General features: G+C 73.8%; 20 protein-coding genes. 12 read left to right on the top strand and 8 right to left on the bottom strand.

Annotated features, from left to right (window positions below; genetic code table 11):
* Positions 1-14: 14 nt before the first annotated feature.
* Positions 15-680, bottom strand: a complete 666-nt coding sequence (gene pnuC / locus KM842_RS01515; RefSeq protein WP_216260280.1) for a nicotinamide riboside transporter PnuC — start codon at positions 678-680, stop codon at positions 15-17.
* A 367-nt stretch (positions 681-1,047) separates the two neighbouring features.
* On the opposite strand from pnuC, the gene KM842_RS01510 reads away from it, so the two are divergent.
* The 8 genes from KM842_RS01510 (at position 1,048) to KM842_RS01480 (ending at position 7,138) form a co-directional block, all read left to right on the top strand.
* Entirely contained in the window at positions 1,048-1,602 is a 555-nt protein-coding gene (locus KM842_RS01510) for an alternate-type signal peptide domain-containing protein (protein WP_216260272.1), read from the top strand.
* A gap of 113 nt (positions 1,603-1,715) precedes the next feature.
* Positions 1,716-2,336 (top strand): hypothetical protein, encoded by a 621-nt coding sequence (locus KM842_RS01505; RefSeq protein ID WP_216260270.1) that lies wholly within the window; start codon positions 1,716-1,718, stop codon positions 2,334-2,336.
* The gene (locus KM842_RS15795; protein WP_253206195.1) at positions 2,333-3,208 is read left to right on the top strand and encodes a hypothetical protein; all 876 of its coding nucleotides are present in this window, start codon (positions 2,333-2,335) and stop codon (positions 3,206-3,208) included. Before KM842_RS01505 ends, KM842_RS15795 begins: the two co-directional genes overlap by 4 nt.
* The gene (locus KM842_RS15790) at positions 3,205-3,936 is read left to right on the top strand and encodes a signal peptidase I (protein WP_253206194.1); all 732 of its coding nucleotides are present in this window, start codon (positions 3,205-3,207) and stop codon (positions 3,934-3,936) included. Before KM842_RS15795 ends, KM842_RS15790 begins: the two co-directional genes overlap by 4 nt.
* Before the next feature lie 394 nt (positions 3,937-4,330).
* Positions 4,331-4,879: an alternate-type signal peptide domain-containing protein gene (locus tag KM842_RS01495; RefSeq protein WP_216260267.1), complete on the top strand. Its 549-nt coding sequence runs from the start codon at positions 4,331-4,333 to the stop codon at positions 4,877-4,879.
* Between the two features lie 77 nt (positions 4,880-4,956).
* A complete protein-coding gene (locus tag KM842_RS01490; protein WP_216260265.1) occupies positions 4,957-5,550 on the top strand; it encodes a TasA family protein in 594 nt (197 codons plus the stop codon).
* Complete coding sequence (locus KM842_RS01485; protein ID WP_216260263.1) at positions 5,547-6,422, top strand: hypothetical protein; 876 nt, start codon at positions 5,547-5,549, stop codon at positions 6,420-6,422. The genes KM842_RS01490 and KM842_RS01485 overlap by 4 nt, the downstream gene beginning before the upstream one ends.
* 86 nt (positions 6,423-6,508) lie before the next feature.
* On the top strand, positions 6,509-7,138 hold the full coding sequence (locus KM842_RS01480; RefSeq protein ID WP_253206193.1) for a signal peptidase I: 630 nt from the start codon (positions 6,509-6,511) through the stop codon (positions 7,136-7,138).
* Here the strand turns inward: KM842_RS01480 and KM842_RS01475 are convergent.
* Positions 7,105-8,652, bottom strand: coding sequence for a Mur ligase family protein (locus KM842_RS01475; protein WP_216260260.1), 1,548 nt, complete (start codon positions 8,650-8,652; stop codon positions 7,105-7,107). The two genes, KM842_RS01480 and KM842_RS01475, sit on opposite strands and share 34 nt — an antisense overlap.
* Positions 8,653-8,813: 161 nt before the next feature.
* Here KM842_RS01475 and KM842_RS01470 point away from each other — a divergent pair, with 161 nt between their 5' ends.
* The 4 genes from KM842_RS01470 to KM842_RS01455 all read left to right on the top strand — a co-directional run bounded on the left by KM842_RS01470 (position 8,814) and on the right by KM842_RS01455 (position 12,840).
* Positions 8,814-9,353 (top strand): hypothetical protein, encoded by a 540-nt coding sequence (locus KM842_RS01470; RefSeq protein ID WP_216260258.1) that lies wholly within the window; start codon positions 8,814-8,816, stop codon positions 9,351-9,353.
* Between the two features lie 84 nt (positions 9,354-9,437).
* Positions 9,438-10,964, top strand: a complete 1,527-nt coding sequence (locus KM842_RS01465) for a cryptochrome/photolyase family protein (protein WP_253206192.1) — start codon at positions 9,438-9,440, stop codon at positions 10,962-10,964.
* A 32-nt stretch (positions 10,965-10,996) separates the two neighbouring features.
* Positions 10,997-12,334, top strand: a complete 1,338-nt coding sequence (locus KM842_RS01460; RefSeq protein ID WP_216260256.1) for a GNAT family N-acetyltransferase — start codon at positions 10,997-10,999, stop codon at positions 12,332-12,334.
* On the top strand, positions 12,334-12,840 hold the full coding sequence (locus KM842_RS01455; RefSeq protein ID WP_216260254.1) for a DUF2087 domain-containing protein: 507 nt from the start codon (positions 12,334-12,336) through the stop codon (positions 12,838-12,840). The genes KM842_RS01460 and KM842_RS01455 overlap by 1 nt, the downstream gene beginning before the upstream one ends.
* Before the next feature lie 96 nt (positions 12,841-12,936).
* Here the strand turns inward: KM842_RS01455 and KM842_RS01450 are convergent, their stop codons facing one another.
* The 6 genes from KM842_RS01450 to KM842_RS01425 form a co-directional block, all read right to left on the bottom strand.
* Positions 12,937-13,935 (bottom strand): ABC transporter permease, encoded by a 999-nt coding sequence (locus KM842_RS01450; protein ID WP_216260251.1) that lies wholly within the window; start codon positions 13,933-13,935, stop codon positions 12,937-12,939.
* Complete coding sequence (locus KM842_RS01445; protein ID WP_216260248.1) at positions 13,932-14,870, bottom strand: ABC transporter permease; 939 nt, start codon at positions 14,868-14,870, stop codon at positions 13,932-13,934. Before KM842_RS01445 ends, KM842_RS01450 begins: the two co-directional genes overlap by 4 nt.
* Entirely contained in the window at positions 14,867-16,555 is a 1,689-nt protein-coding gene (locus tag KM842_RS01440) for a dipeptide ABC transporter ATP-binding protein (protein ID WP_216260246.1), read from the bottom strand. Before KM842_RS01440 ends, KM842_RS01445 begins: the two co-directional genes overlap by 4 nt.
* Positions 16,552-18,219 (bottom strand): ABC transporter substrate-binding protein, encoded by a 1,668-nt coding sequence (locus KM842_RS01435; RefSeq protein ID WP_216260244.1) that lies wholly within the window; start codon positions 18,217-18,219, stop codon positions 16,552-16,554. Before KM842_RS01435 ends, KM842_RS01440 begins: the two co-directional genes overlap by 4 nt.
* 298 nt (positions 18,220-18,517) lie before the next feature.
* Entirely contained in the window at positions 18,518-19,390 is an 873-nt protein-coding gene (locus KM842_RS01430; protein WP_216260243.1) for a cation-transporting ATPase, read from the bottom strand.
* A gap of 139 nt (positions 19,391-19,529) precedes the next feature.
* Positions 19,530-20,807, bottom strand: a complete 1,278-nt coding sequence (locus KM842_RS01425; protein WP_253206191.1) for an FAD-binding protein — start codon at positions 20,805-20,807, stop codon at positions 19,530-19,532.
* Between the last annotated feature and the right edge of the window lie 5 nt (positions 20,808-20,812).

Raw genomic sequence — 20,812 nt, 5'->3', positions numbered from 1 at the left:
CGACCGGCGGCGGGTCAGCCGACGGTGACCGGCGCGGCGGACGGCTTCCGACGCTGCTGCATCCACACGAAGAACCCGGTCAGCGTGAACAGGCCGTAGACGACGTACATCAGGCCCGAGGCGTAGTAGCCGGCCGAGAACAGCAGGGGCACCCCGACCAGGTCGACGGCCACCCAGACGAGCCAGAACTCGACCCAGCCCTTCGCCATCCCGTAGGTGGCCAGGAGCGACCCGACGAAGATCCACGCGTCGCTCCACACCGGCTCGTACGAGCCGAGCGCGCGGAACACGGGGGTGAGCAGCGCGGTGCCGCCGACCAGGGCCACCACGAGGAAGGCGCGCGCACGCCACGAGGCCCACCGGGGTTCGAGCACGGTCGCGGTCTCGTCCGCCCGGTGCGTCCAGCGGTACCAGCCGTAGACGCTGACCAGGACGAACATCACCTGTCGCCCGGCCTGCCCGAGCAGGTTGACCGGGTTGGGGGTGTCGAAGAGCGCCCCCATGAAGACGGTGAACAGGAGCGCGTTGCCGGCGATGCCGACGGGCCACGCCCACACCCTCCGGCGCATGCCGCCCAGGGCGCTGAGCAGGCCGAAGACGTTGCCGATCACCTCGCGCCAGAGCACGGTCTGGTCGCCGATGACGAGCTGCGCGTCGAACAACCACCGCACGATGCCCATGTGCCACTCTCCTCGTTCCGGTTCATGCAACTGCACAGACCTGGTCGACATTCCGGACGGGCCGGCGCATCGAAGGGGTACAAAACAGTCCTCCATCTGGCCGACCGAGATCACCCCCCTTCTGGGGGCACTCCAGAGCCCCTCTCCGGTTGTCCTCCATTTGGGGGACGCGTACGGTGGAGACCACGAGCGAGTCCAGCCCGCCCGAGCAGCGTGAACGCCTCGGAGCCCGGCGACCGCCCACCTCTCGCACGACCGGCCACGGCCCCGCCACCCACGGAGCCGGCACGTCGTCGTGCCCGAGGCATCCCCCCGAATGCCGAGGACGGCTCCACGCGCCCTCCCGGCGCAGAACGGACACACCCCCATGCACAAGATCGTCACCGGAGCCATCGCCGGAGCAGCAGGCGTCGCGCTCCTCCTGGGCGGAGCAGGCTCCTTCGCCCTGTGGAACGCGAGCGCCAGCAGCGCCGCGTCCGCCGTGAGCTCGGGCACCCTCAGCCTCACCGCGAACAACGACGGCGTGTGGACGGACATCACCAACGGGCGCTCGGCGACGATCAACCCGTCCTCCGTGCTCATGGTCCCCGGCAACACGTACCAGTTCACCCAGACGCTCACCGTCGGGGCCACCGGTCAGGACCTCAAGGCGAACCTGACGTACGCACAGCAGAGCATCACCGGCGACCAGGCCCTCATCGCCGCCACCACGAAGACGCTCGCGGTCACGTCCTCGAGCGCCTCGGTGGTGCCGGCCAGCGGCAGCAGCAACACCTTCGTCGTGTCGCCGTCCACCGCGACCTCGACGGTCAAGGTCGTCTTCACGATCGCACTGCCGTCGTCGGCGACCACGGGACAGGGCGGCACGGTCAACGTCGGCGCCCTCGCCTTCACGCTCACCCAGACCGCCATCGGGTCCTGACCCGACGGTGACCGACCGCGTGCGACGGGCTGCTGATCCGTCCGTCGCACGCGCCGACCCCTGAGCACGCGACGACGGCAGTCCGGACGGACGCCCGTGCGCGCGACCACACCATGACCACGACGACCACGGACGGGACGACCATGAGCGGGACCTCGACGGCCGGCGGACGCCACCGCGCGTCCCGCCGTCACCGCTGGGTCCTGCCCCTCGCACTCGCCCTCGTCGTCGCGGTCGGCACCGCACTCCTCGGCTCGGCCGGCACCTACGCGCTGTGGAACCAGGCCGCCAGCACGGCACCGCTGACGGTGCGCTCCGGGACCGCCACGCTCTCCGTCAGCCAACTGGTGATGTCGTCCGCTCCCCTCGCCCCGGGGACCGGCAGCACGGGGACCGTCACGATCACGAACACCGGATCCGTCCCCCTCACCACGCGCGTCACGACGACGAGCGCCCGTGTCTCCGGCACCTCGACGGCGAGCGCGGCCGTCCTCGCCGAGGTGACCCTCCGTTGGTCCGTCGTCTCGTCGGCGGCGTCGTGCCGAGCCGGTCTCACCGCGACCAGCGGGCGGGCCGCCTCCTTCGACAGCGGAGTGGACCGGACGGCCGTACCGGTCGGCGGTCAGCGCCTCGGGTGCGTCGAGGTGGTCCTCGACGCCGATGCACCGCAGGGCGTGGCCGGCGCCGGCGTCGACGTGGGCCTCACGGTCACCGGGACGCAGGTGGCGTCGTGACCGCCCGGCTGCGCGTGCTGCTGGCCGTCGTGCTCGTCGCCGTGTTCGTCGGCGCCGGGTCCTCCGCGGCCTGGGCGGTGTGGACCGCGTCGGGCACGACCACGGCGGGCGTCACCGTCGGCCGGCTCACCGCGACCCTCGCCGGCACGGACGCGCTGAGCACGGCGTTCACCCCGACGGTGACGAGCTCCACCAAGCCGCTCACGTTCACCAACACCGGGACCGTCGCCGGCACCGTCGGCACCGCGGTCGCCGTGGCCCCGGGCAGCTCGAGCACACTCGCCGCAGCCGTCGGCGTGCAGGCCTGGCCCGTCGCCTCCACCCGGGCGTGCACCACGAGCACCGCGGTCGGCACCGGCGCGGTCAGCGGCACCTGGGCCGCCCTGCCGAGCCTGTCCTCGCGCCTGGCGCCCGGTGGCAGCGCCGTCTGGTGCGTCCGGTCCACCCCGTCCACGAGCGCCCCGGCCGCCTCGCGCTCCGACGTCACCCTCGACGTCACGCTGACCGCGGGGACCTGGACGACGGGCGTCCGCGGCGCCTTCTCGCTCACCACGCCGGCCCCCGCCCTGGTGTGCACCGATCACGGCGGCAACTACGTCGAGGTCGCGTGGGACGGCGCCGGACGGCCGATGGACACCTGGTACGGCGCCTTCGTGAAGGGCGTGCAGGTCGGCGACCGGCAGCAGATGTACTTCGGGCGCATCACGCTCGCGCCGAGCCAGATCCCGGCGTCCGTGGCGACGAGCGGCACGATCACGGTCGACGTGCTCGTCCTCGACTCCGCCGGGCGCCCGACGACCACCGTCGCCGGCTCCGGCCCGCTCACCCTCTTCACGCAGAACAACGGCGCGGCCGTCCGGTGCGGAGCGTGAGCGCGCACCTCGCCGACGTCCGGCGCACGCGCGGCCGGCGTCGGGCTCCGTCCCCGGCGGCCGGGCATGCCTCGCCGTCGGCGCCGACCGCACGCCGCAGCACCCTCGGCGCCGTGCTCCGGGCCGTCGGGTTCGGTCTCAGCACCGGACTTGTCCTGCTCGTCGCCGGGCTGGCGGTCGTGCTCGTCGTCGTCCCGAAGGCCACCGGGTCCATGCCGCTGTCCGTGCTCACCCAGTCGATGGAGCCGACGCTGCCGCCGGGCACGCTCGTGGTGGTGCGACCGGTGGCGGTCGACACCATCGAGGTCGGGGACGTCGTGACCTACCAGATCGCCTCCGGCCAGGCGGCCGTGGTCACCCACCGCGTCGTCGGCATCGCGTCGTCGTCGGACGGCGGACGCACCTTCACCACCAAGGGCGACAACAACGACGTCGCCGATCCCCGGCCGGTCATCCCGGCGCAGGTCCGCGGCACGGTCTGGTACAGCCTGCCCGCCCTCGGCACGGTGAACCAGTTCGTGAACGGCTCCCGGAGCTGGCTCGTCCCGACCGCGGCAGTCCTGCTCCTGGGCTACGGCGCGGTGATGATGACGGCCGGGACGGTCTCCACCGTCCGGCGCCGCCGACGTCGTGCCGCCCGTCGGCGGACCAGCGAGCGACGGGCGGCGGTCGCGCGGGACGCCACGCAGCACGCTCCGGCCGACGGATCGGCCACCTCCGCGGCCTGACCGGCGCCGACCGGCCGACCGGCGCCGACCAGCGGACCGACGACGGCCGGGGCCGACCCGTGCTGACCGGTGGCGACCGGCACCGCCCCGTCGACCACCCCGGGGCACGCGTCCGCCGGCGTCGGGCCCGTCCGACGCGCGCGGACGAGCAGTGCCCCCCGGACTGGGGCGGGGACGACCGGACATCGGCGTGTCCGCCTTTCGGGGGACGGCGTAGCGTCCTGGCCAGAACGGTCCGGCCCGCCCGAGCTCCCTGGCTCCGGAGTGCGGCCGCCGTCCTCCGGCACCGGTCGGCCGTCGCCCCACCCCACGGGACGACGCTGCCCGGTCCGTCGGGGTCCTCCGGGAGAGCCGATGTCGTCCACAGCGCTGCCCTGCGCAGAACGGAAGAACCATGCACAAGATCATGACCGGCACCATCGCCAGCGCCGCCGGGGTCGCCCTCCTCCTCGGTGGTGCCGGCTCCTTCGCCCTCTGGAACGCCGAGGCCAGCAGCGCCGCGACCGGGGTGCGGTCCGGCACGCTCACCCTGACGACCCTGGACGACGGCGCGTGGACGGACATCACGAACGGCCGGACCGACACCATCGACCCGACGAAGGTGCTCATGGTCCCGGGGAACACGTACCGGTTCACGCAGACCCTCGTCGTCGGCGCGACCGGCAAGGACATGCGCGCGCAGCTCACCTACGCCCCGCAGAGCATCACGGGCGACCAGGGGCTGATCGCCGCGACGACGCGCACGCTCGAGGTCACGTCGTCGAGCGCCGGGCTCCGCAAGACCTCGGACACCGTGTTCGAGGTGACGCCCGCCGAGGGTCGGTCGACGGTCCGCGTCGTCTTCACCATCGCGCTGCCCGAGTCGGCGACGACCGGGCAGGGCGGATCGGTGGACGTCGGCGCCCTGGCGTTCACCCTCACCCAGACCGCGATCGGGTCCTGACCCGCTGACCCTCGTCGGCCCGGTGGACCCACCGCACCGCACCACGACGAGGACGACGACGTCCGAGGGGGACGACCATGACGAGGACCGCACCACCGACCGGGCGACACCGCGCCGTGCGCCGGCGACGCCTGTGGCCGGTCGGGCTCGCGCTCGGCACCGCGGTCCTCGTCGCGGTGGTCGGGAGCGGCGGCACCTACGCCCTCTGGGACCGGAGTGCCAGCACCCGGGCGTCGACCGTCCGGTCCGGCACCGCCACGGTCGTCGTCAGTCCGCTCACCGCGATGTACCGGACCCCCCTCGCACCCGGCGACAGCACCACGGGGACGTTCTCGGTGCGCAACACCGGCTCGGTGCCGCTCTCGATCCGCTTGTCCCTGACCGGCACGAAGGTCGCCTACGCGGGGGACGTCCCTGCCGCAGCGGTGCTCGACGAGCTGACGCTCCGGTTGTCGGCCGTCGGTCGGGCGTCCGACTGCCGGAGCGGCCTCGGCGGCTACAGCGCCCGACCGGCGGCCTTCGACACCGGCTCCGGGTACTACACCCTGCCGGTCGGGGTCGCCGGGACGGCCTGCCTCGAGATGGTCCTCGACGCCGACGCCCCGCAGTCCGTCGCCGGCGCGGTGACCGACTTCACGCTGACCGTGACCGGGACGCAGGTGGTCCGGTGAGCCGGCTGCTCCGCGTGGCCCTCGTCGCCGCGCTCACCACCGCACTCGTCACCGGCGGGTCCTCGGTCGCCTGGGCGCTCTGGACCGCGACGGGCACGGCCGCCTCGAGCGCCACGATCGGGAAGCTCGCCGTGGCGATCAGCGGGACCGAGGCGATCACCACGACCTTCTCCACCTCGGCGCCGCGGGTGACCCGGCCGGTCACCATCACGAACGCGGGGAACGTCGCGGGCACGACCGCGACGAGGGCGGCGGTCGCGACCGGGTCCGCGGCACTCGCCCAGGCCGTCGACGTGCAGGCCTGGCGCGTGTCCTCGGCCGACGCGTGCACGGACGCCGCCGACGTCGGGTCGGGGCCGGTGAGCGGCACCTGGGCCGACCTCCCCAGCCTGCAGGCCCGGCTCGCGCCCGGCGCCGCGGCGGTCTGGTGCGTCCGCTCGACCGTCCGCGCCGACGCACCGCCGTCGGCGACGGTGGACGTGCACCTCGTCGCCACCACCGCCACCGGCAGCTGGGTGTCCGAACCCGTCTGGGGCGGCTTCTACCTGAACACCGACGCCGGCGCACCCGCGCTCACCTGCACCGACCACGACGGCAACTGGGTCGAGCTCACCTGGGACCAGGGCGGCCGGGACCAGTCGACCGCGTACGCCGCGTTCGTCGGGACCACGCAGGTCGGCGACCGTCAGCTCGGGTTCTTCGGCCGGATCACACTCGCACCGAACCAGGTCACGACGACCACCGCCGGCACCGTCTCCGTCGACGTCGCGGTCGTCGACGACGCCGGCCAGCGCACCGGCGACGTCGTCGGGCGCGGCCCGGTCACCCTGTTCACGCAGAACGACGGCCCCGCGATCCGGTGCGGCGCGTGACGCTGTCGGTGCTCCGGACCCGGCCGGGAGGCGGTGGTCGCCACCGTCACCCGGCTCGCCGCTCCGCGCCTCCGGTCCGGTCCGGGGTGTCCCCCGCGCTCCGCGCGGTCGGCGTCGGCCTGCGCACCGGGCTGGTGCTCCTGGTCGCCGCCCTCGCCGTCGTCCTGGTGGTCGTCCCGAAGAGCACCGGCGCCGTGCCCCTGTCCGTGCTCACCCGCTCCATGGAACCCGCCCTGCCCGCGGGCACGCTCGTCGTCGTGCGGCCGGTCGACCCCGCGTCGATCCGGGTCGGCGACGTCGTCACCTACCAGCTCGTCTCCGGCCGTCCCGAGGTCGTCACGCACCGGGTGGTGGCCGTCGGCGCGCAGTCGGACGGCTCGCGGACCTTCGTGTTCCGGGGCGACGCGAACGCCGCCGTCGACGCCCGACCCGTCGTCCCCGCCCAGATCCGCGGCGCGGTCTGGTACAGCGTGCCGGGGCTCGGAACCGTGAACCAGGTGGTGAACGGCGCTCGGAGCTGGCTGCTGCCCGCGGTCGCCGGCCTCCTCCTGGCCTACGGCGTCACCCTGATCGTGAGCGGCACGGTCTCGGCGGTCCGTCGGCGGCGGCGTCGTGCCGAGCGTCGTCGAGCCGGACGCGACCACGTGGGACGCCAGCGTCGTGACCGCGTCGGTCGCCGGGGTCAGCGCACCGGGACGGCCTCCCGCGCGGCGTGACCGGCCTCGGCCAGGGCGGCCTGTGCGTCGCGGAACGACGAGTACGACACGTGCACGCCGCGGACGTCGCGGTAGTCGGTCAGCCCCGGGCCGGCCCAGTAGACGACGCCCTCGTCCCCGACCGCGGCGAGCGCGTGGCGGATCGCGGCGGCGGGGTCCGCTCGTTCGACGACGGACGCGGTCCCACCGGGGGCGCGGGCCCCGGCGAGCAGCGCGGCACGGATGCCGTCCGGGTCCTCGAACCGCGGGTGGTGGTCCGCGACCACGACCACGTCGGCGAGCCGGGCGGCGACCGCGCCCATCGCCTCCCGCTTGGTCGGGTCCCGGTCACCGTCCGCCCCGAGCACGATCGCGACCGGCCCGGTGCTGAAGGCGCGGATCGCGGTCAGGCTCTTCGCGAAGGCGTCGGGGGTGTGCGCGAAGTCGACGAACACGCGCGGCCCGGTCGCGAGGGACGCGTCCGCCATCCGCCCGGGCACGACGACGTCGAGCCGTCCGGCCACCGCCGACTCCAGGGCGGTCCCGGGCGCCCCGGCGGCGGCGAGCATCGCGACCGCCAGGGCGACGTCGGCGGCCATGTGCCGGCCGAGCAGCGGCACGTCGGTGACGACGTGCACGTCGGGTCCGTCGAGCCGGAAGCGGGTGCCGTCCACGCGCTGCTCGAGGACGGTGACCTGCCAGTCCGCCTGCGTGTCGGGGTTGCTCGACACCGTCGTCACCGGGATGCCCGCAGCCCGGACGACCGCCCGGCCCGCGGCCGAGTCGAGGGAGACGACCCCCCGCCCGGCGCGGTCCGGCTGGAACAGCTGCACCTTCGCGCGGAGGTACGCGTCCATGTCGGCGTAGTCGTCGAGGTGGTCGTGGCTGAGGTTCGTGAACCCGGCGACGTCGAAGTGCACGCCGTCGACGCGGTGCCGGGTCAGCCCCTGCGCGCTCACCTCGATCGCGGCACCGTCGACCCGCTGCTCCACCGCACGGGCCAGGAAGGCGTGCAGCTCGGTGGTCTCCGGCGTCGTCAGTCGACTCTGCACCACCTGGTCGACGATCCGGCGCTCGGCGGTCGAGGTCATCGCCGACCGCCACCCGAGCCGGCGCATGACCGCGTCGAGGACCGACACCGTCGAGGTCTTGCCGTTCGTCCCCGTCACACCGAGCAGCGGGAACCCGGGGTCGGCGGTCCCGGACACCAGCCGTGCGACCGCGCCGAGCACCGCCCGCGGGTCGGCGGCGACGACGGTGGGCAGCCCGGACCGCGCGGCGGCCTCCGCGCCGGCCGGGTCGGTGAGGACCGCCACCGCACCGGCGCTCCGGGCGGCGTCGACGTGTCCGGCACCGTGCCCGCGACGTCCGGGGACGGCGACGAAGAGCCAGCCCGGCCGGAGGTCCGCGGTCGCGACCGCCGCGCCGGTCACCGTGACGTCGGCGGCGACCACCGGCACCGACGCCCCGGCGGCGACCGCGACGTCCCGCACCGCGGTCGTCCGCGGGCGGTCGGGGTCGAAGGCGTGTGGCACGGGGTCCTCCTCGGCGAGGGTGGGATGGGGAACGGAACCGTCCGTCGGTGGTCACCGCGACGGAGGCCCGGGTCGTCCATGCAACGCGGGCGTGTCCGAGCGCGACCACAGCCGTCGCGTCCCCCGTCCGGCGGCGCCGTCCGCCGTCTAGGCTCTGCGGGGTGACGGACGGCGTGGCGGACGGGGTGGAGCGGGCGCGCGGACTGCTCGCGGGAGCGGCGGCACGGCTCGGCGAGGCGGACGCGCGCGACGAGGCGCTCGGCGAGTACGTCGAGCCGAAGCCCGTGCTGGGCATCCGGCGCGACCCGACGATCCGCTCGCTCGGCCGCGTGTGGCGGGTCGGTGCGCTGCTGCTCGGGTCCTCCCCTGAGACCGCCGGGCAGGTGTGGGCCACCGGGACGATCACCCGGGTCACCGAGGCCGGCCGCTCGCAGTTCGTGTCGGTGTCCGCGGAGGTCCGCCGTGCCTACCGGGCCGCCGCCGCGAAGGGGCACTTCGCCCCCGGCGACACGGTGAACCACGGCGCGACGCCGATCCCCCTCGACGGGACGCTCGTCGACGCCGACTCGGTGCTGTTCGTTCGCGACGGAGAGCCCCGGGTGCGCTGGTCCGCCACCGCCGGCACCGACGTCCCCCTGCGCACCTACCTCGACGACCGGGTGGGGCTGCTCGTCGACCCGCCCCGCGGCGCGACGGACTGACCGCCGACGGGCCGCTCGCCCCCACCGGCCCGGCAGGGACTGCCGCTCGGGCGGCCGTCGGTCCGCACGCGTAGCGTCCCGGGGGTGACCGACACCACGCGCCGGCGCCTCGTCCTGCCCGGTCAGTACGGGCCGCTCTTCGACGACGGCGGGCCGATGGTCGTCGTCGAGGCCCGCGAGTTCTTCACCGCCCGCCCCGTGCACCGGACGAAGGCGCACCTCTGGCTGAGCGCCCTCCGGCACCGTGTCCGCGCACTGGGCGACCGCGCCGAGCACGTCCGGGTCGACCGGCTCCGCGACGCCCTCGTCGGCCAGCACGACCTCGAGGTCGTCGACCCTCCGTCGCGGGTCCTGCGCGGGCAGGTGCGGCACTGGGGGCACGACACCACCGTGCTGCCGAGCCGTGGGTTCGTCACGAGCGAGGACGACTTCGCCGCGTGGGCGGCCGGTCGGGGTGGCCGCTTCCTCATGGAGACGCACTACGAACGGGTCCGCCGTCGCGAGGGCTGGCTCATGGAGCACGACGCACCCGTCGGCGGTGCGTTCAGCCTCGACGCGCAGAACCGGCAGCCACCACCCCGCGGCGCGACGACCCTCGGCCTGCCCGATCCGTGGTGGCCCACCGAGGACGAGGTCGACGACGAGGTGCGCGCGGACCTGGACCGCTGGGAACGCGACGGACTCGTGCACTTCGTCGGCCGGGACGACCGACGACGGTTCGCCGTGACACCCGACGAGGCCCGTGCGGCGCTCGAGGACTTCGTCGCCGTCCGGCTGGGCGACTTCGGTCCCTACGAGGACGCGGTGCTCACGAACGACTGGACGATGGCGCACTCGCTGCTCAGCGTGCCGTTGAACCTCGGGGTGCTCGACCCGCGGGACGCCGTGGGCGCCGCGGTCGCCGCGTACGAGTCGGGCGCGGCGCCGCTCGCGAGCGTCGAGGGGTTCGTCCGGCAGATCGCCGGGTGGCGGGACTACGTCTGGCACCTGTACTGGTGGCTCGGCGACGAGTACGGCGCCGACGTCGAGGCACTCGGCGCGCGGCACCCGGGTCCCGAGGCGCACGACGGAAGCCGGTCCGCGGGAGGCGGGACGGGCCTCCCGGCGTGGTGGCGCACGCTCGACGCCGGCGACGTCGAGGCGGTGTGCCTGTCCGTCGCCCTCGACGGGGTGCGGGACCACGGCTGGCTGCACCACATCCAACGGCTCATGGTGCTGGGGAACTGGGCGCTGCAGCGCGGCTACGACCCCGTGCAGCTGACCGAGTGGTTCACCGACGTGTTCGTCGACGGGACCGACTGGGTGATGCCGGCGAACATCATCGGGATGTCGCAGCACGCCGACGGCGGGGTCGTGGCCACCAAGCCGTACGCCGCCGGGGGCCGCTACATCGACCGGATGACCGACCACTGCGGCGGCTGCCGGTTCGACCCGACGAAGCGCCTGGGCCCGGACGCCTGCCCGTTCACCGCCGGCTACTGGGCCTTCCTCGAGCGGGCCGAACCCGCGCTCCGGCGGAACCCGCGGATGCACCGACCGCTCCAGCAGATGCGCGCGATGCCCGACCTCGAGCAGGTCGTCGCCCAGGAGGCGGCCCGCCGGATGCCCTGACGCCGCCCGCCCGGCGCCGGTAGGGTCGCCCCGTGGGATCGATCAACGACGCATTCGACGACCGCTACGAGCTCCGGGAGTTCCGGCCGGGGACCGACGACCAGGGGGCACCGGACAGCAGGACCAGACCGTGGATGGACGCCGTCGGCCTCGGCTTCCACGAGCCGACCGAGACCGACGAAGCCGCGGCCCGGATGGCATCGCACTTCATCGCCGACCAGGAGACCTTCCTCGGCGTGTACGTCCGGCAGCCCGCCCCGGGCTCCGTCGACGCGACCTGGCCGGCGGGCACGTTCACCTGGTTCCGCAAGGCGCTCAGCTGGGGTGACGGCTCGTCGATCGACACGCAGGCGGTCTCCGCCGTGACCGTCCGGCCGACCGAACGTCGACGGGGCATCCTCCGCCGGATGATGACGCACGCGCTCGAACGCGGTGTCGCCGAGGGCTACGCGGTCGCGTCGCTCACGGCGTCCGAGGGCACCATCTACCGCCGGTTCGGCTTCGGCTGCGCGATCCGCGAGCGCGCCGTCCGCGTGCGCCGCGACCGTGCCCTCCCGTTCCTCGCCCCGACCAGCGGCACCGTCACGATGGTCACCACCGCGTGGCTCGCGGACGGCGTCGGCAAGGACGTGTTCGCCCGCTTCGACGCGCGCACCCCGGGCTCCATGGTGCGGAACGCCGGCACCTGGCCGATCGTGTTCGGCGAGATCGGCCGCGACGGCCAGCCGGCCAAGGACGTCCGCGCCGCCGTGCACCGCGCCGACGGCGAGGACGAGGTCGACGGCTACGTCACGTGGCGCGTCGTCGAGGGCAAGAGCGGCGAGGACACCCGCGTCCAGGTCGTCGACCTGGTGTACGCCACCGACCAGGCGTACCTGTCGCTGTGGGAGTTCCTGCTCTCCATCGACCTCAACGACGTCGTCGTGTACGACCGGGCGCGCCTGGACGACCCGATCGTCGCCGCGATCGCCGACAACCGCGCCTTCGACGTCGACCACGAGGAGGACCACGTGTGGCTCCGCGTCCTCGACGTCGCCGCCGTGCTCGAGTCGCGGCCGTACGCCGTCGACGGCTCGCTGACCATCGCGGTCACCGATGCGCTCGGCCACGCCGCCGGCATGTACCGGCTCGACGTCCGGGAGGCCCGTGGCACCGTCACGCGTCTGGCCGACGACGCCGAGGTGGCCGGCTCGGGCACGGCCGACGTGGCACTCGACGTCGCCGACCTCGGCGCGCTGCTCATCGGGTCGGTCTCGCCCGTGACGCTCGCGGCGGCCGGACTGCTGCACGCCGCCGACCCCGCGGCGCCGGCACTGCTCCGCGCGATGCTGACCCCGCCGCGGACGCCGCACGGGATCACGTACTTCTGATGACGGGCCCCGTGGGTGCGGCCACGGCGAGCGACGTGCGGCGGGTCCTCGGACGGGCACGGCAGGTCGTGTCCGTGATGGCGGACCCGTCGCTCCGCTCGGCGGTGGTCGGGTCGACGGCGTCCGACCAGGCCGCCCTCGACGACCGCACGCGAGCGGCGCTCGGGGGCTTCGACTGGGTGCACGCGGGCGCCCCGGACCGGGTGCTGCTCGCCGAGACCGGTCGCGCCCTCCAGGACCTCACGGCGCCGTCGGCGGTCCTCGCGTTCGACCGGATCGAGCGCATGCCGGCGAAGGAGGACGCGCGCCACGCCCTCTCGGTGCGGATCATCGGGGTCGTCGCCGCCCGGCTGGGGGTGTCGCGTCCCGTGTCCGAGGCGGTGCTCAACGCCGCGATCGCGATGCTCGCCGCGGACGTCGCCCTCGTGCGGCGGGACGCGGTCGACCTCGGCGTGCTCGAGCGGACGGCCGACGGGTCGGCGTACCGGTTCGTCCCGCAGACCTGAGCACGAACGCCCGCTGCCCGGCCGGCGGCTGCCCGGATGGGCGGCCGTCCGGCCGGGTGGTCGCTCGCGGGCACGAGACGGGCCAGGAGGCGCGGCTCAGGCCCGGCGGCGGACCCGCGGGTCGACGACGGCGTAGACGAGGTCCACGACGACGTTCGCCGTGACCACGAGGAACGCCGAGAACACCGTGAAGCCGACGACGACCTGCAGGTCCAGGCTGTGCACCGCGTCGATGAGCAGCGCCCCGAGGCCCTGCATCGAGAACACCTTCTCGGTGATGACGGCCCCGCCGAGCAGCGTGCCGAGGTCGAGCCCGAACAGCGTGACGACCGGCAGGATCGCGGTCCGCAGCCCGTGCCGCACCACGACCTGGCGTTCGCGGAGCCCCTTCGCGCGGGCCGTCCGGACGAAGTCCTGGCTCATCGCCTCGAGCATCTCGCCGCGGGTCAGCCGCGCGTAGATCGCCGCGCTGATGAACGCGAGCACGCACCACGGCAGCACCAGGTGTGACAGCCAACCGATCGGGTCCTCGGTGAGCGGCACGTACCCGCTCGTCGGCAGGACCCCGAGCACGAAGCCGAACAGCAGGATCGACAGCAGCCCGATCAGGTACGCCGGTGAGGACACCCCGGCGACCGCGACCGTCATCACGGTGCGGTCGAGCGCCGACCCCGGGCGCAGCGCCGACACGGTACCGCCGAGCACCCCGGTGACGAGCCAGAGCAGCGCTGCACCGATCGCGATCGACGCGGTCACCGGCAGGCGGTCGACGATCAGCGTCGTGACGCTCTCGTGCAGCTGGAACGAGTAGCCGAAGCACGGTGCGGCGCACTGCACGGCGGAGACCCCGCTGCCGAACGACCGACCGGAGAAGATCCCGCCGAGGTAGGCGAGGAACTGCAGGATCCACGGCTTGTCGGTGCCGAGGAACGCCTGGACCTGGGCGAGACGCTCGGGCGTGCAGGGCTTGTCACAGATCGCCCGCGCCGGGTTCGTCGGCAGGAGCATGAACAGTGCGTAGGTGATCGCGGCGACGACGAACAGCACGACGACGGCGCCGAGCACCCGGAACAGGACGAAGCGGAGCGCGGTCACCGGGTGCCTCCTCGCGGGTCGAGGGCGTCGCGGAGCGCGTCGCCGAGCACGTTGAAGGCCAGCGTGACGAGGAACAGGGCGGCTCCCGGGAAGACGAGGTACATCGGGTCGGTCTGCACCCACCCGACCGCGTCACCGATGCTCCGCCCCCACGACGGGGTGGGCGGGGTGACGCCGACGGCCAGGAAGGACAGCGCTGCCTCGGCACCGATCATCGACGGGATCGAGATGGTCGCGTACACCGTGATCGTGGCGGCGAGGTTCGGCAGCAGCTGCGTGCGGATGACGTGCCAACGGCCGGCTCCCATCGCGGTCGAGGCCACGACGTAGTTCCGTTCGCGGAGGGACAGCGTCTGCCCGCGGATCACCCGCGCGACGGCCGGCCAGCCGAAGAACCCGATGACGAGCACGACGAGGACGGGCTTCGGGAACGACGTCGGCACGATCGCGGTGAGGGCGATCATGAACACCAGCGACGGGAACCCGAACATGACGTCGACGACCCGGCTCAGCACCCGGTCGTACCAGCCACCGAAGAACCCGGTCGTGACGCCGACGAGCACGCCGACGACGAGCGACACCACGGTCGCGGCGAGACCGATGCCGAGCGAGGTGCGCGCGCCGTACGTGACGATCGCGAACAGGTCCCGTCCGGTCAGGGGCTCGACACCGAACCAGTGCGTCCCGTCCACCCCGCCGAGGGCACCCCGAGGAGCACCGAAGTCGTTCAGCGCGTCCACGTGGTAGTCGTACGGGTCCTGCCCGGAGATCCGCGCGATGAGCGGAGCGGCCAGTGCGACGAGGACGAACACGGCGATCACGACCGCCGACGCCACCGCCCAGCGGTCGCGACGGATCCGCCCGACGACGGCACGGAGACCGGTGGCGGACCCCGGCGCCGGACGGACGGGACGGTCGACGACGTTCGCGGTCATGCGACCACTCCTTCCGACGCGCGCCGGGCACGCCGGCGTTCGGCCTGTCGCGCGGGGTCGGCGACGGGTGCCGCGGCGATGAGCATGCGCGTGTAGTCCTCCTGCGGGTCGTCCAGGACGGCCTCGGTGGTGCCGCGCTCGACGATCCGTCCGTGGTGCAGCACCGCGACCCGGTCGGCGAGCTGTCGGACGACGGCCAGGTCGTGGCTGACGAGCAGGCAGCCGAACCCGAAGTCTTGCTGCAGGTCCCGCAGCAGGTCGAGCACGGCGGCCTGCACGGTGACGTCCAGTGCGGACGTCGGCTCGTCGGCGATGAGCAGGGCCGGCCGCAGCGCCAGGGCACGGGCGACGGCGACGCGCTGTCGTTGCCCGCCGGACAGCTGGTGCGGGAACCGCTCGGCCCAGGACGGGTCGAGCTGCACGGCCTCGAGCAGTTCGCGCACCCGGCCCCGACGGTCGGCGTCCGGCTCGTGCACGAGGAGCGGTTCGGCGATGCTCCAGCCGATGCTCTGGCGCGGGTTGAGCGACGACGCCGGGTCCTGGAAGACGATCCCGACGCGCTTGCGCAGTGCGCGGAGGCGTCGGCCGCGAGCTGCGCGGAGGTCCTGCCCGTCGACGTCGACGATCCCCTCGGCCACCGGGACGAGACCGGCGAGGGCTCGGCCGATGGTCGTCTTGCCCGAGCCGGACTCCCCCACGAGGCCCAGGGTCTCGCCGGCGTGGAGTTCGAGGTCGATGCCCGAGACGGTCGGTGCGCCGCGGCGCGAGTAGCGGACGCTGACGTCGCGCATGCGCGCGACCACGGGAGCCGTCGCCGGACGTCGGTCGCCGACCGTCGCGTCGGCGGCAGGCCGCTCCACGCGGGGCGTGTGGTCCGCGGTGTCCGTGGCGGAGGCGGGGCGGGCCTCCAGGGCGGGCACCGCGGCGAGGAGCGCTCGCGTGTACTCGGCCTGCGGATGCGCGAACAGGTCGGCCACCGGGCCGTGCTCGACGGGGTCGCCGCGGCGCATGACGAGCACCTCGTCGGCGACGTCGGCGACCACGCCCATGTCGTGCGTGATGAGGAGCACGGCGAGTCCGCGGTCACGGCAGAGTTCCCGCAGCAGGTCGAGGATGCCGGCCTGCACGGTGACGTCGAGCGCCGTCGTGGGCTCGTCCGCGATGAGCGCGACCGGGTCCCCGGCCAGTGCCATCGCGATCATCGCGCGCTGGAGCTGCCCGCCGGAGAGCTCGTGCGGGTAGGCGCTCCGGATCGCTCCGGGTGCGTCGATGCCGGCGGAGCGCAGGAGCTCGTCCACACGCGCCGTCACACCCCTGCGGTCGAGGGAGGTCGGGTGCGCCCGGACGGCCTCGGCGATCTGCGTCCCGATCGAGAGCACGGGCGTGAAGGAGTTCATCGGTTCCTGGAACACGACGCCGATGCCGGCACCGCGGACCTCGCGGAGCGCCTCGACGGGGGCACCGACGAGTTCCTCGCCGCGGAAGCGGGCACTGCCGGTCACCCGTGCCTGCGGCGGCAGGAGCCCGAGCACGCTCATCGCGCTCACGGACTTGCCGGACCCGGACTCGCCGACGAGCGCGAGCACGCGGCCGGGGGTCAGGTCGAAGGAGACGTCACGGACGACGGGCTCCGCGTCGCCGAACGCGACGCGGAGCCCTGTGACCTCGAGGATCGGATCCGTCACTGCTGCAGCGAGACCTTGAGGTAGTTCGGGTAGGCCGGGAAGTCCGCGATCTGGAAGTTCTCGACGTCCGAACCGGCGAGGAACGACTGCTTGGCGTACATCAGCGGCACGACGGGCGCGTCGGCCATGATCGCCTTGTCGGCCTCGGCCCACACCTTCTGCGCCTCGTCCTGGTCGACGGTGGCGCTGGCCTTCGCGATGAGCGCGTCGACCTCCGGGTTGCTGTACTTCGAGACGTTGTAGCCGCCGCCACCGATCTGCGACGAGTCGTAGAGCGGCTGGAGGTTCGCGTTCGCGCTCGGGAAGTCCGGCTGCCAGCTCGAGAGCGACAGGTCGAAGTCGGTCCCGTTCGTGGTCGCCTGCGTGAACGAGTCGTAGTCGAGCGGCTTGAGCGTGACGGTGATGCCGGCACGCTTGAGGCCGGCCTGGAGCGCCTGCGCCTGCGCGAGGTACGTCGGGTCGTTCTGCGTGACGAGCGTCAGCCGCAGGTCGGACACCCCTGCCTCGGCGAGCAGGGCCTTCGCCTTGTCGACGTCACCGGTCGGGTTCGTCTCGTACAGGTCGTAGTCCTCGCGACCGGCGATGCCCGGCGTGATGAGCGTCGACGCGTAGGTCCCGGCGATCGCACCACCCGCGGCGATGCGGAACGACTTGCGGTCGACCGCGTACTGCAACGCCTGTCGGACCTTGAGGTCCTTCAGCTCGCCGCGCTGCGTGTTGATCGCCATGTAGCTGATCGGCCCGGCCTTCGACGTGGCGAGGCGGTCCTGGGCGGCGGGGTTGCTGCGCACCTGGTTCAGCTCGGCCGCGCCGAGGTAGATCGCGCCGAACGAGTCCTTCGCGTCCCCGTTGTCGGCGATGAGGGTCTGCGTGATCGTGGAGGCGTCCTGGCTCTCCTTGAAGACGATCTTCGACGGGCCGGCGGTGCGGACCGCGTCGGTCTTCGCGCTCCAGGCCTTGTTCCGGACGAGGGTGACCTGCGACCCCTGCTGGTTCGACTCGACCTGGTACGGGCCGGAGGCGACGGGCTTCAGGTCGTAGGCGCCGGTGTCCGTGCCCTCGCCCTCGGGGACGGGCGTGAAGGCCGGCATCGACGCGAGCCACGGCCAGTCACCGTAGGCGTGGTTCAGCGTGAAGACGATCGTCTTGTCGTCGGGGGTCTCGATGCTGTCGAGCGTCTTCCCCTCGAACGGCCCCTTGTAGGCGCTGCCGCCCACCAGGAGCGACTTGTGGTAGCTCAGGCCACCCGAGAGCGTCGGCGCGAACGAGCGCTCGATCCCCCACTTGATGTCCTTCGTGGTGATCGGGGTGCCGTCCTGGTACTCCAGGCCGTCCTTGAGCGTGTAGGTCCAGGTCTTCCCGCCGTTGCTCGAGACACCGGTGTTCGTGGCGAGGTCCGGGACGACCTTGGCGGTCTTGCCCGGCTCGACGTCCCACGTGGTGAGGCGTCGGGCGACGAGGCCCATGGACGTGATGCCGAGGCTCTGACTCGTGGCCGGGTCGAGGTGGAACGACGTCTGCGGCGTGAGGATCGTGAGCGTCCCGCCCTTGCTCGTCCCGCCGCTGGCGTCGTCGGACGCGCTGCCGCCCGAGCAGCCCGTGAGGACCAGGGCCGCTGCTGCGGCGACGGCCGCGGTGATGGTCAGGCGCTTGGGACGTCTCATGACGACGGATCTCCTCGTTCAGGGGGGTGTGCCGGGTGGGCGGCGTCCATCCTGACACCGCGCTCGGACCCGTTCCGAATCCCGCGCATGCGGGACGACGCACGACGAAACATTGCAAGTCGTCGGCGTCCCCCGCCATTCCCGAACGCCGGTCGCGTTCTGCCCACCGCCCGAGGGCGGGCGACGTCGGCAGCACCAGCCGCCCGTCGTCATCCCGACCACCACCGGCCGGTCGGCCACCTGCCGGCAGCCCGTCGGGGATGCATCAGCTGTGCGTCAGCGGTGCGTCAGCGGTGCGTCAGCGGTCGAAGAAGTCCCCGATGCCCGGCCACTGGAACCCCTCGCCGAGGGACCCGACCTGCTCGCCGAGCCCGCCGAGCGCCTGCTCACCCTGGGCCGCGATGCCCTCGACGCCGCCGCCGAGGTCGCCCAGCCCACCGGTGACGGTCTCGCCGAGGCCGGACGCCACCCCCTCGAAGTCGACGCCGAGGTCGGCCGCCTGCGCGAGTACCGGTCCGGCGGCTGCGCTGAGCACTGCTCCACCGGCGACCGCGACCGCGAGGCCACCGACCGCGAGCGCGCCACCGCCGAGCGCCGCACCACCGAGCACCTTGCGCATCGTCCCGGGTCGGCTCGTCTCACCGCGGGTCGCCGCCCGCGCCAGTCCCGCCGGTGAGGCGTCGGTCGAGCGGTCGTGCTGCGGGACCTCGGCGTTGAGTCGCTGCAGGACCTGCTGCCGCTGCTCGGGGGTCAGCCGCGCGAAGGCGTCGTGGTGCGCCTGCTCGAGCCGCTCGGGGTCCGCGGTCTTCAGCAGGTAGTCGTACTTGGCGATCGCGACGCGGTCGGCCTCGCTCGACGGCGTACCGCTCCGTCGGCCGGGGTGCTGCGCCTGGCCGGACGGCTGCGGGCCCGGCTGCTGACCCGGCTGCTGACCGTACTGCTGGCCGCGCGGCTGCACACCGGGGTCCGCCTGACCGCCGCGGGCGTCACCGGTCAGCCGGTCCGCCGCCGTCCGCACCAGCCCGCGCCAGTCGGTCGCACCGGAGTGCCCCGACTGCCGGTACTGCTGCACGCCGCCGTGCTGCCCACCGGGCTGCTGGCCGGAGCGCTTCTGGAGCTGCTTGTCGATGACCTTCGAGGCCATGCCGAGGATGCGGTTCAGGTTCGCCATGCATGAACCTTTGCGTCCTCACATGTGCAGCGCCGGCGCTGCCCCGGTGGAGGAGCAGTGCGGTCCCCCGGCATCCCCTGTGAACACAGGTCGCCGCCGCCCACCGCGCGCTCCGTTCGGGAGGCCCGTGGCGCGCCCGTCAGGCGAGCACGCGCTCCAGGAACGGGTTGCGGAAGCGCCCCTCCGGGTCGAGGTCCCGCGCCAGTGCCGCGAAGGCCCCGAGCTGCGGGTACACCTGGTGCAGCTGCTCCGGGCTCGCCGCGGTGACCTTGCCCCAGTGCGGCCGCGGTCCGAAGGGCGCGAGGGCGTTCTCGATGAGGGGCAGCGCGACGGCCACGTCCTCGGCCTGCCGCCGGAACGTGAAGTGGAACGCCACGGAGTCCCGCTCGGAGCTCGGCGCGAGCCAGGCGTCGTCGGCCGCGATGCGTCGGATCTCGGAGACGTACAGGACCGGTGCGATGGCCGTACCGATGCGTCGGAGTGCCTGGATCGCGGGCACGGCGTCCTCGGCGGCGATGAGGTACTCCGCCTGGATCTCCGCACCGGCCGAGGGCGTGAACGACGACCGGAAGTGCGGCAGTCGCTCGTGCCAGGGTCCGGGCACGCCGCCCTGCTCGGTGACGCCGGCGGTCTCGCTGCCCGGGACCGGGTGGATCGGCTCGAGCCCGGCGACCGCGCCGAGGGCGGTCAGGTCGACGACCGGGTCGTCCCGGTCCTCGCGGCGCTTCGTCCAGACCTGGCGGATGCCGTCGTCGGTGTAGCCGGTGAACATGCTGACGCTGTACCCGGCGGACATGACCTGCTCGAACTGCGCGTCGACGACGTCCCAGCCGAGTCCGGTGTGCACGGTCTGCGCGACGCGGTAGGTCGGTTCGACGGCGAGGTGCACCGCCACGACGACGCCGAGGGCGCCGAGGGCGACGCGGTGCGCGTCGAGCCGCGGGTCGTCGGCGCCGACGACCTCGAGCTCGCCGGAGGCCCGGACGATCTCGAGCCCGACGACCGACTGGGCGAGCGAGGCGTTGCCGACCCCGGACCCGTGCGTGCCGGTCGCGACGGCGCCGGCGACGGAGATGTGCGGCAGGGAGGCGAGGTTCGCGAGGGCCCAGCCACGGGCCTCCAGGCCGGCGGCGACCTGTGCGTGGGTGAGCCCGGCGGCCACGCGCGCCACGCGCCGGTCACCGTCCACGTCGAGCTCGGGCGGGAGGCCCGTGAGCGTCACCTGCACCGCGTCGGTGTCGGCGATCGTGTTGAACGAGTGCCGCGACCCGAGCGCCGTGAGGCGCGGGGTCGAGGCGACCAGCCGCTGGAGGTCCGCCACGCTCCTCGGTTCCGCCAGGTGGCTCGCCGAGTAGGTGACGTTCCCCGCCCAGTTTGTGCGGGTGTGGGCTGCGGTGGTGGTGTCGTCGTCGATCACGTCGC

Source organism: Curtobacterium sp. L6-1, assembly GCF_018885305.1.
Taxonomy (GTDB): Bacteria; Actinomycetota; Actinomycetes; order Actinomycetales; family Microbacteriaceae; genus Curtobacterium; species Curtobacterium aetherium.
Note: the sequence above shows the minus strand (reverse complement) of the source record. Positions and strands in the feature narration are given on the sequence as shown.

Excerpts from the sequence above, each read along its gene's own strand:
- KM842_RS01445 (WP_216260248.1), bottom strand. The coding sequence starts at position 14,870 with ATGACCGCGAACGTCGTCGACCGTCCCGTCCGTCCGGCGCCGGGGTCC.
- KM842_RS01435 (WP_216260244.1), bottom strand. The coding sequence starts at position 18,219 with ATGAGACGTCCCAAGCGCCTGACCATCACCGCGGCCGTCGCCGCAGCA.
- KM842_RS01505 (WP_216260270.1), top strand. The coding sequence starts at position 1,716 with ATGACCACGACGACCACGGACGGGACGACCATGAGCGGGACCTCGACG.
- KM842_RS01510 (WP_216260272.1), top strand. The coding sequence starts at position 1,048 with ATGCACAAGATCGTCACCGGAGCCATCGCCGGAGCAGCAGGCGTCGCG.
- KM842_RS01490 (WP_216260265.1), top strand. The coding sequence starts at position 4,957 with ATGACGAGGACCGCACCACCGACCGGGCGACACCGCGCCGTGCGCCGG.
- KM842_RS01455 (WP_216260254.1), top strand. The coding sequence starts at position 12,334 with ATGACGGGCCCCGTGGGTGCGGCCACGGCGAGCGACGTGCGGCGGGTC.
- KM842_RS01430 (WP_216260243.1), bottom strand. The coding sequence starts at position 19,390 with ATGGCGAACCTGAACCGCATCCTCGGCATGGCCTCGAAGGTCATCGAC.
- pnuC (WP_216260280.1), bottom strand. The coding sequence starts at position 680 with ATGGGCATCGTGCGGTGGTTGTTCGACGCGCAGCTCGTCATCGGCGAC.
- KM842_RS01495 (WP_216260267.1), top strand. The coding sequence starts at position 4,331 with ATGCACAAGATCATGACCGGCACCATCGCCAGCGCCGCCGGGGTCGCC.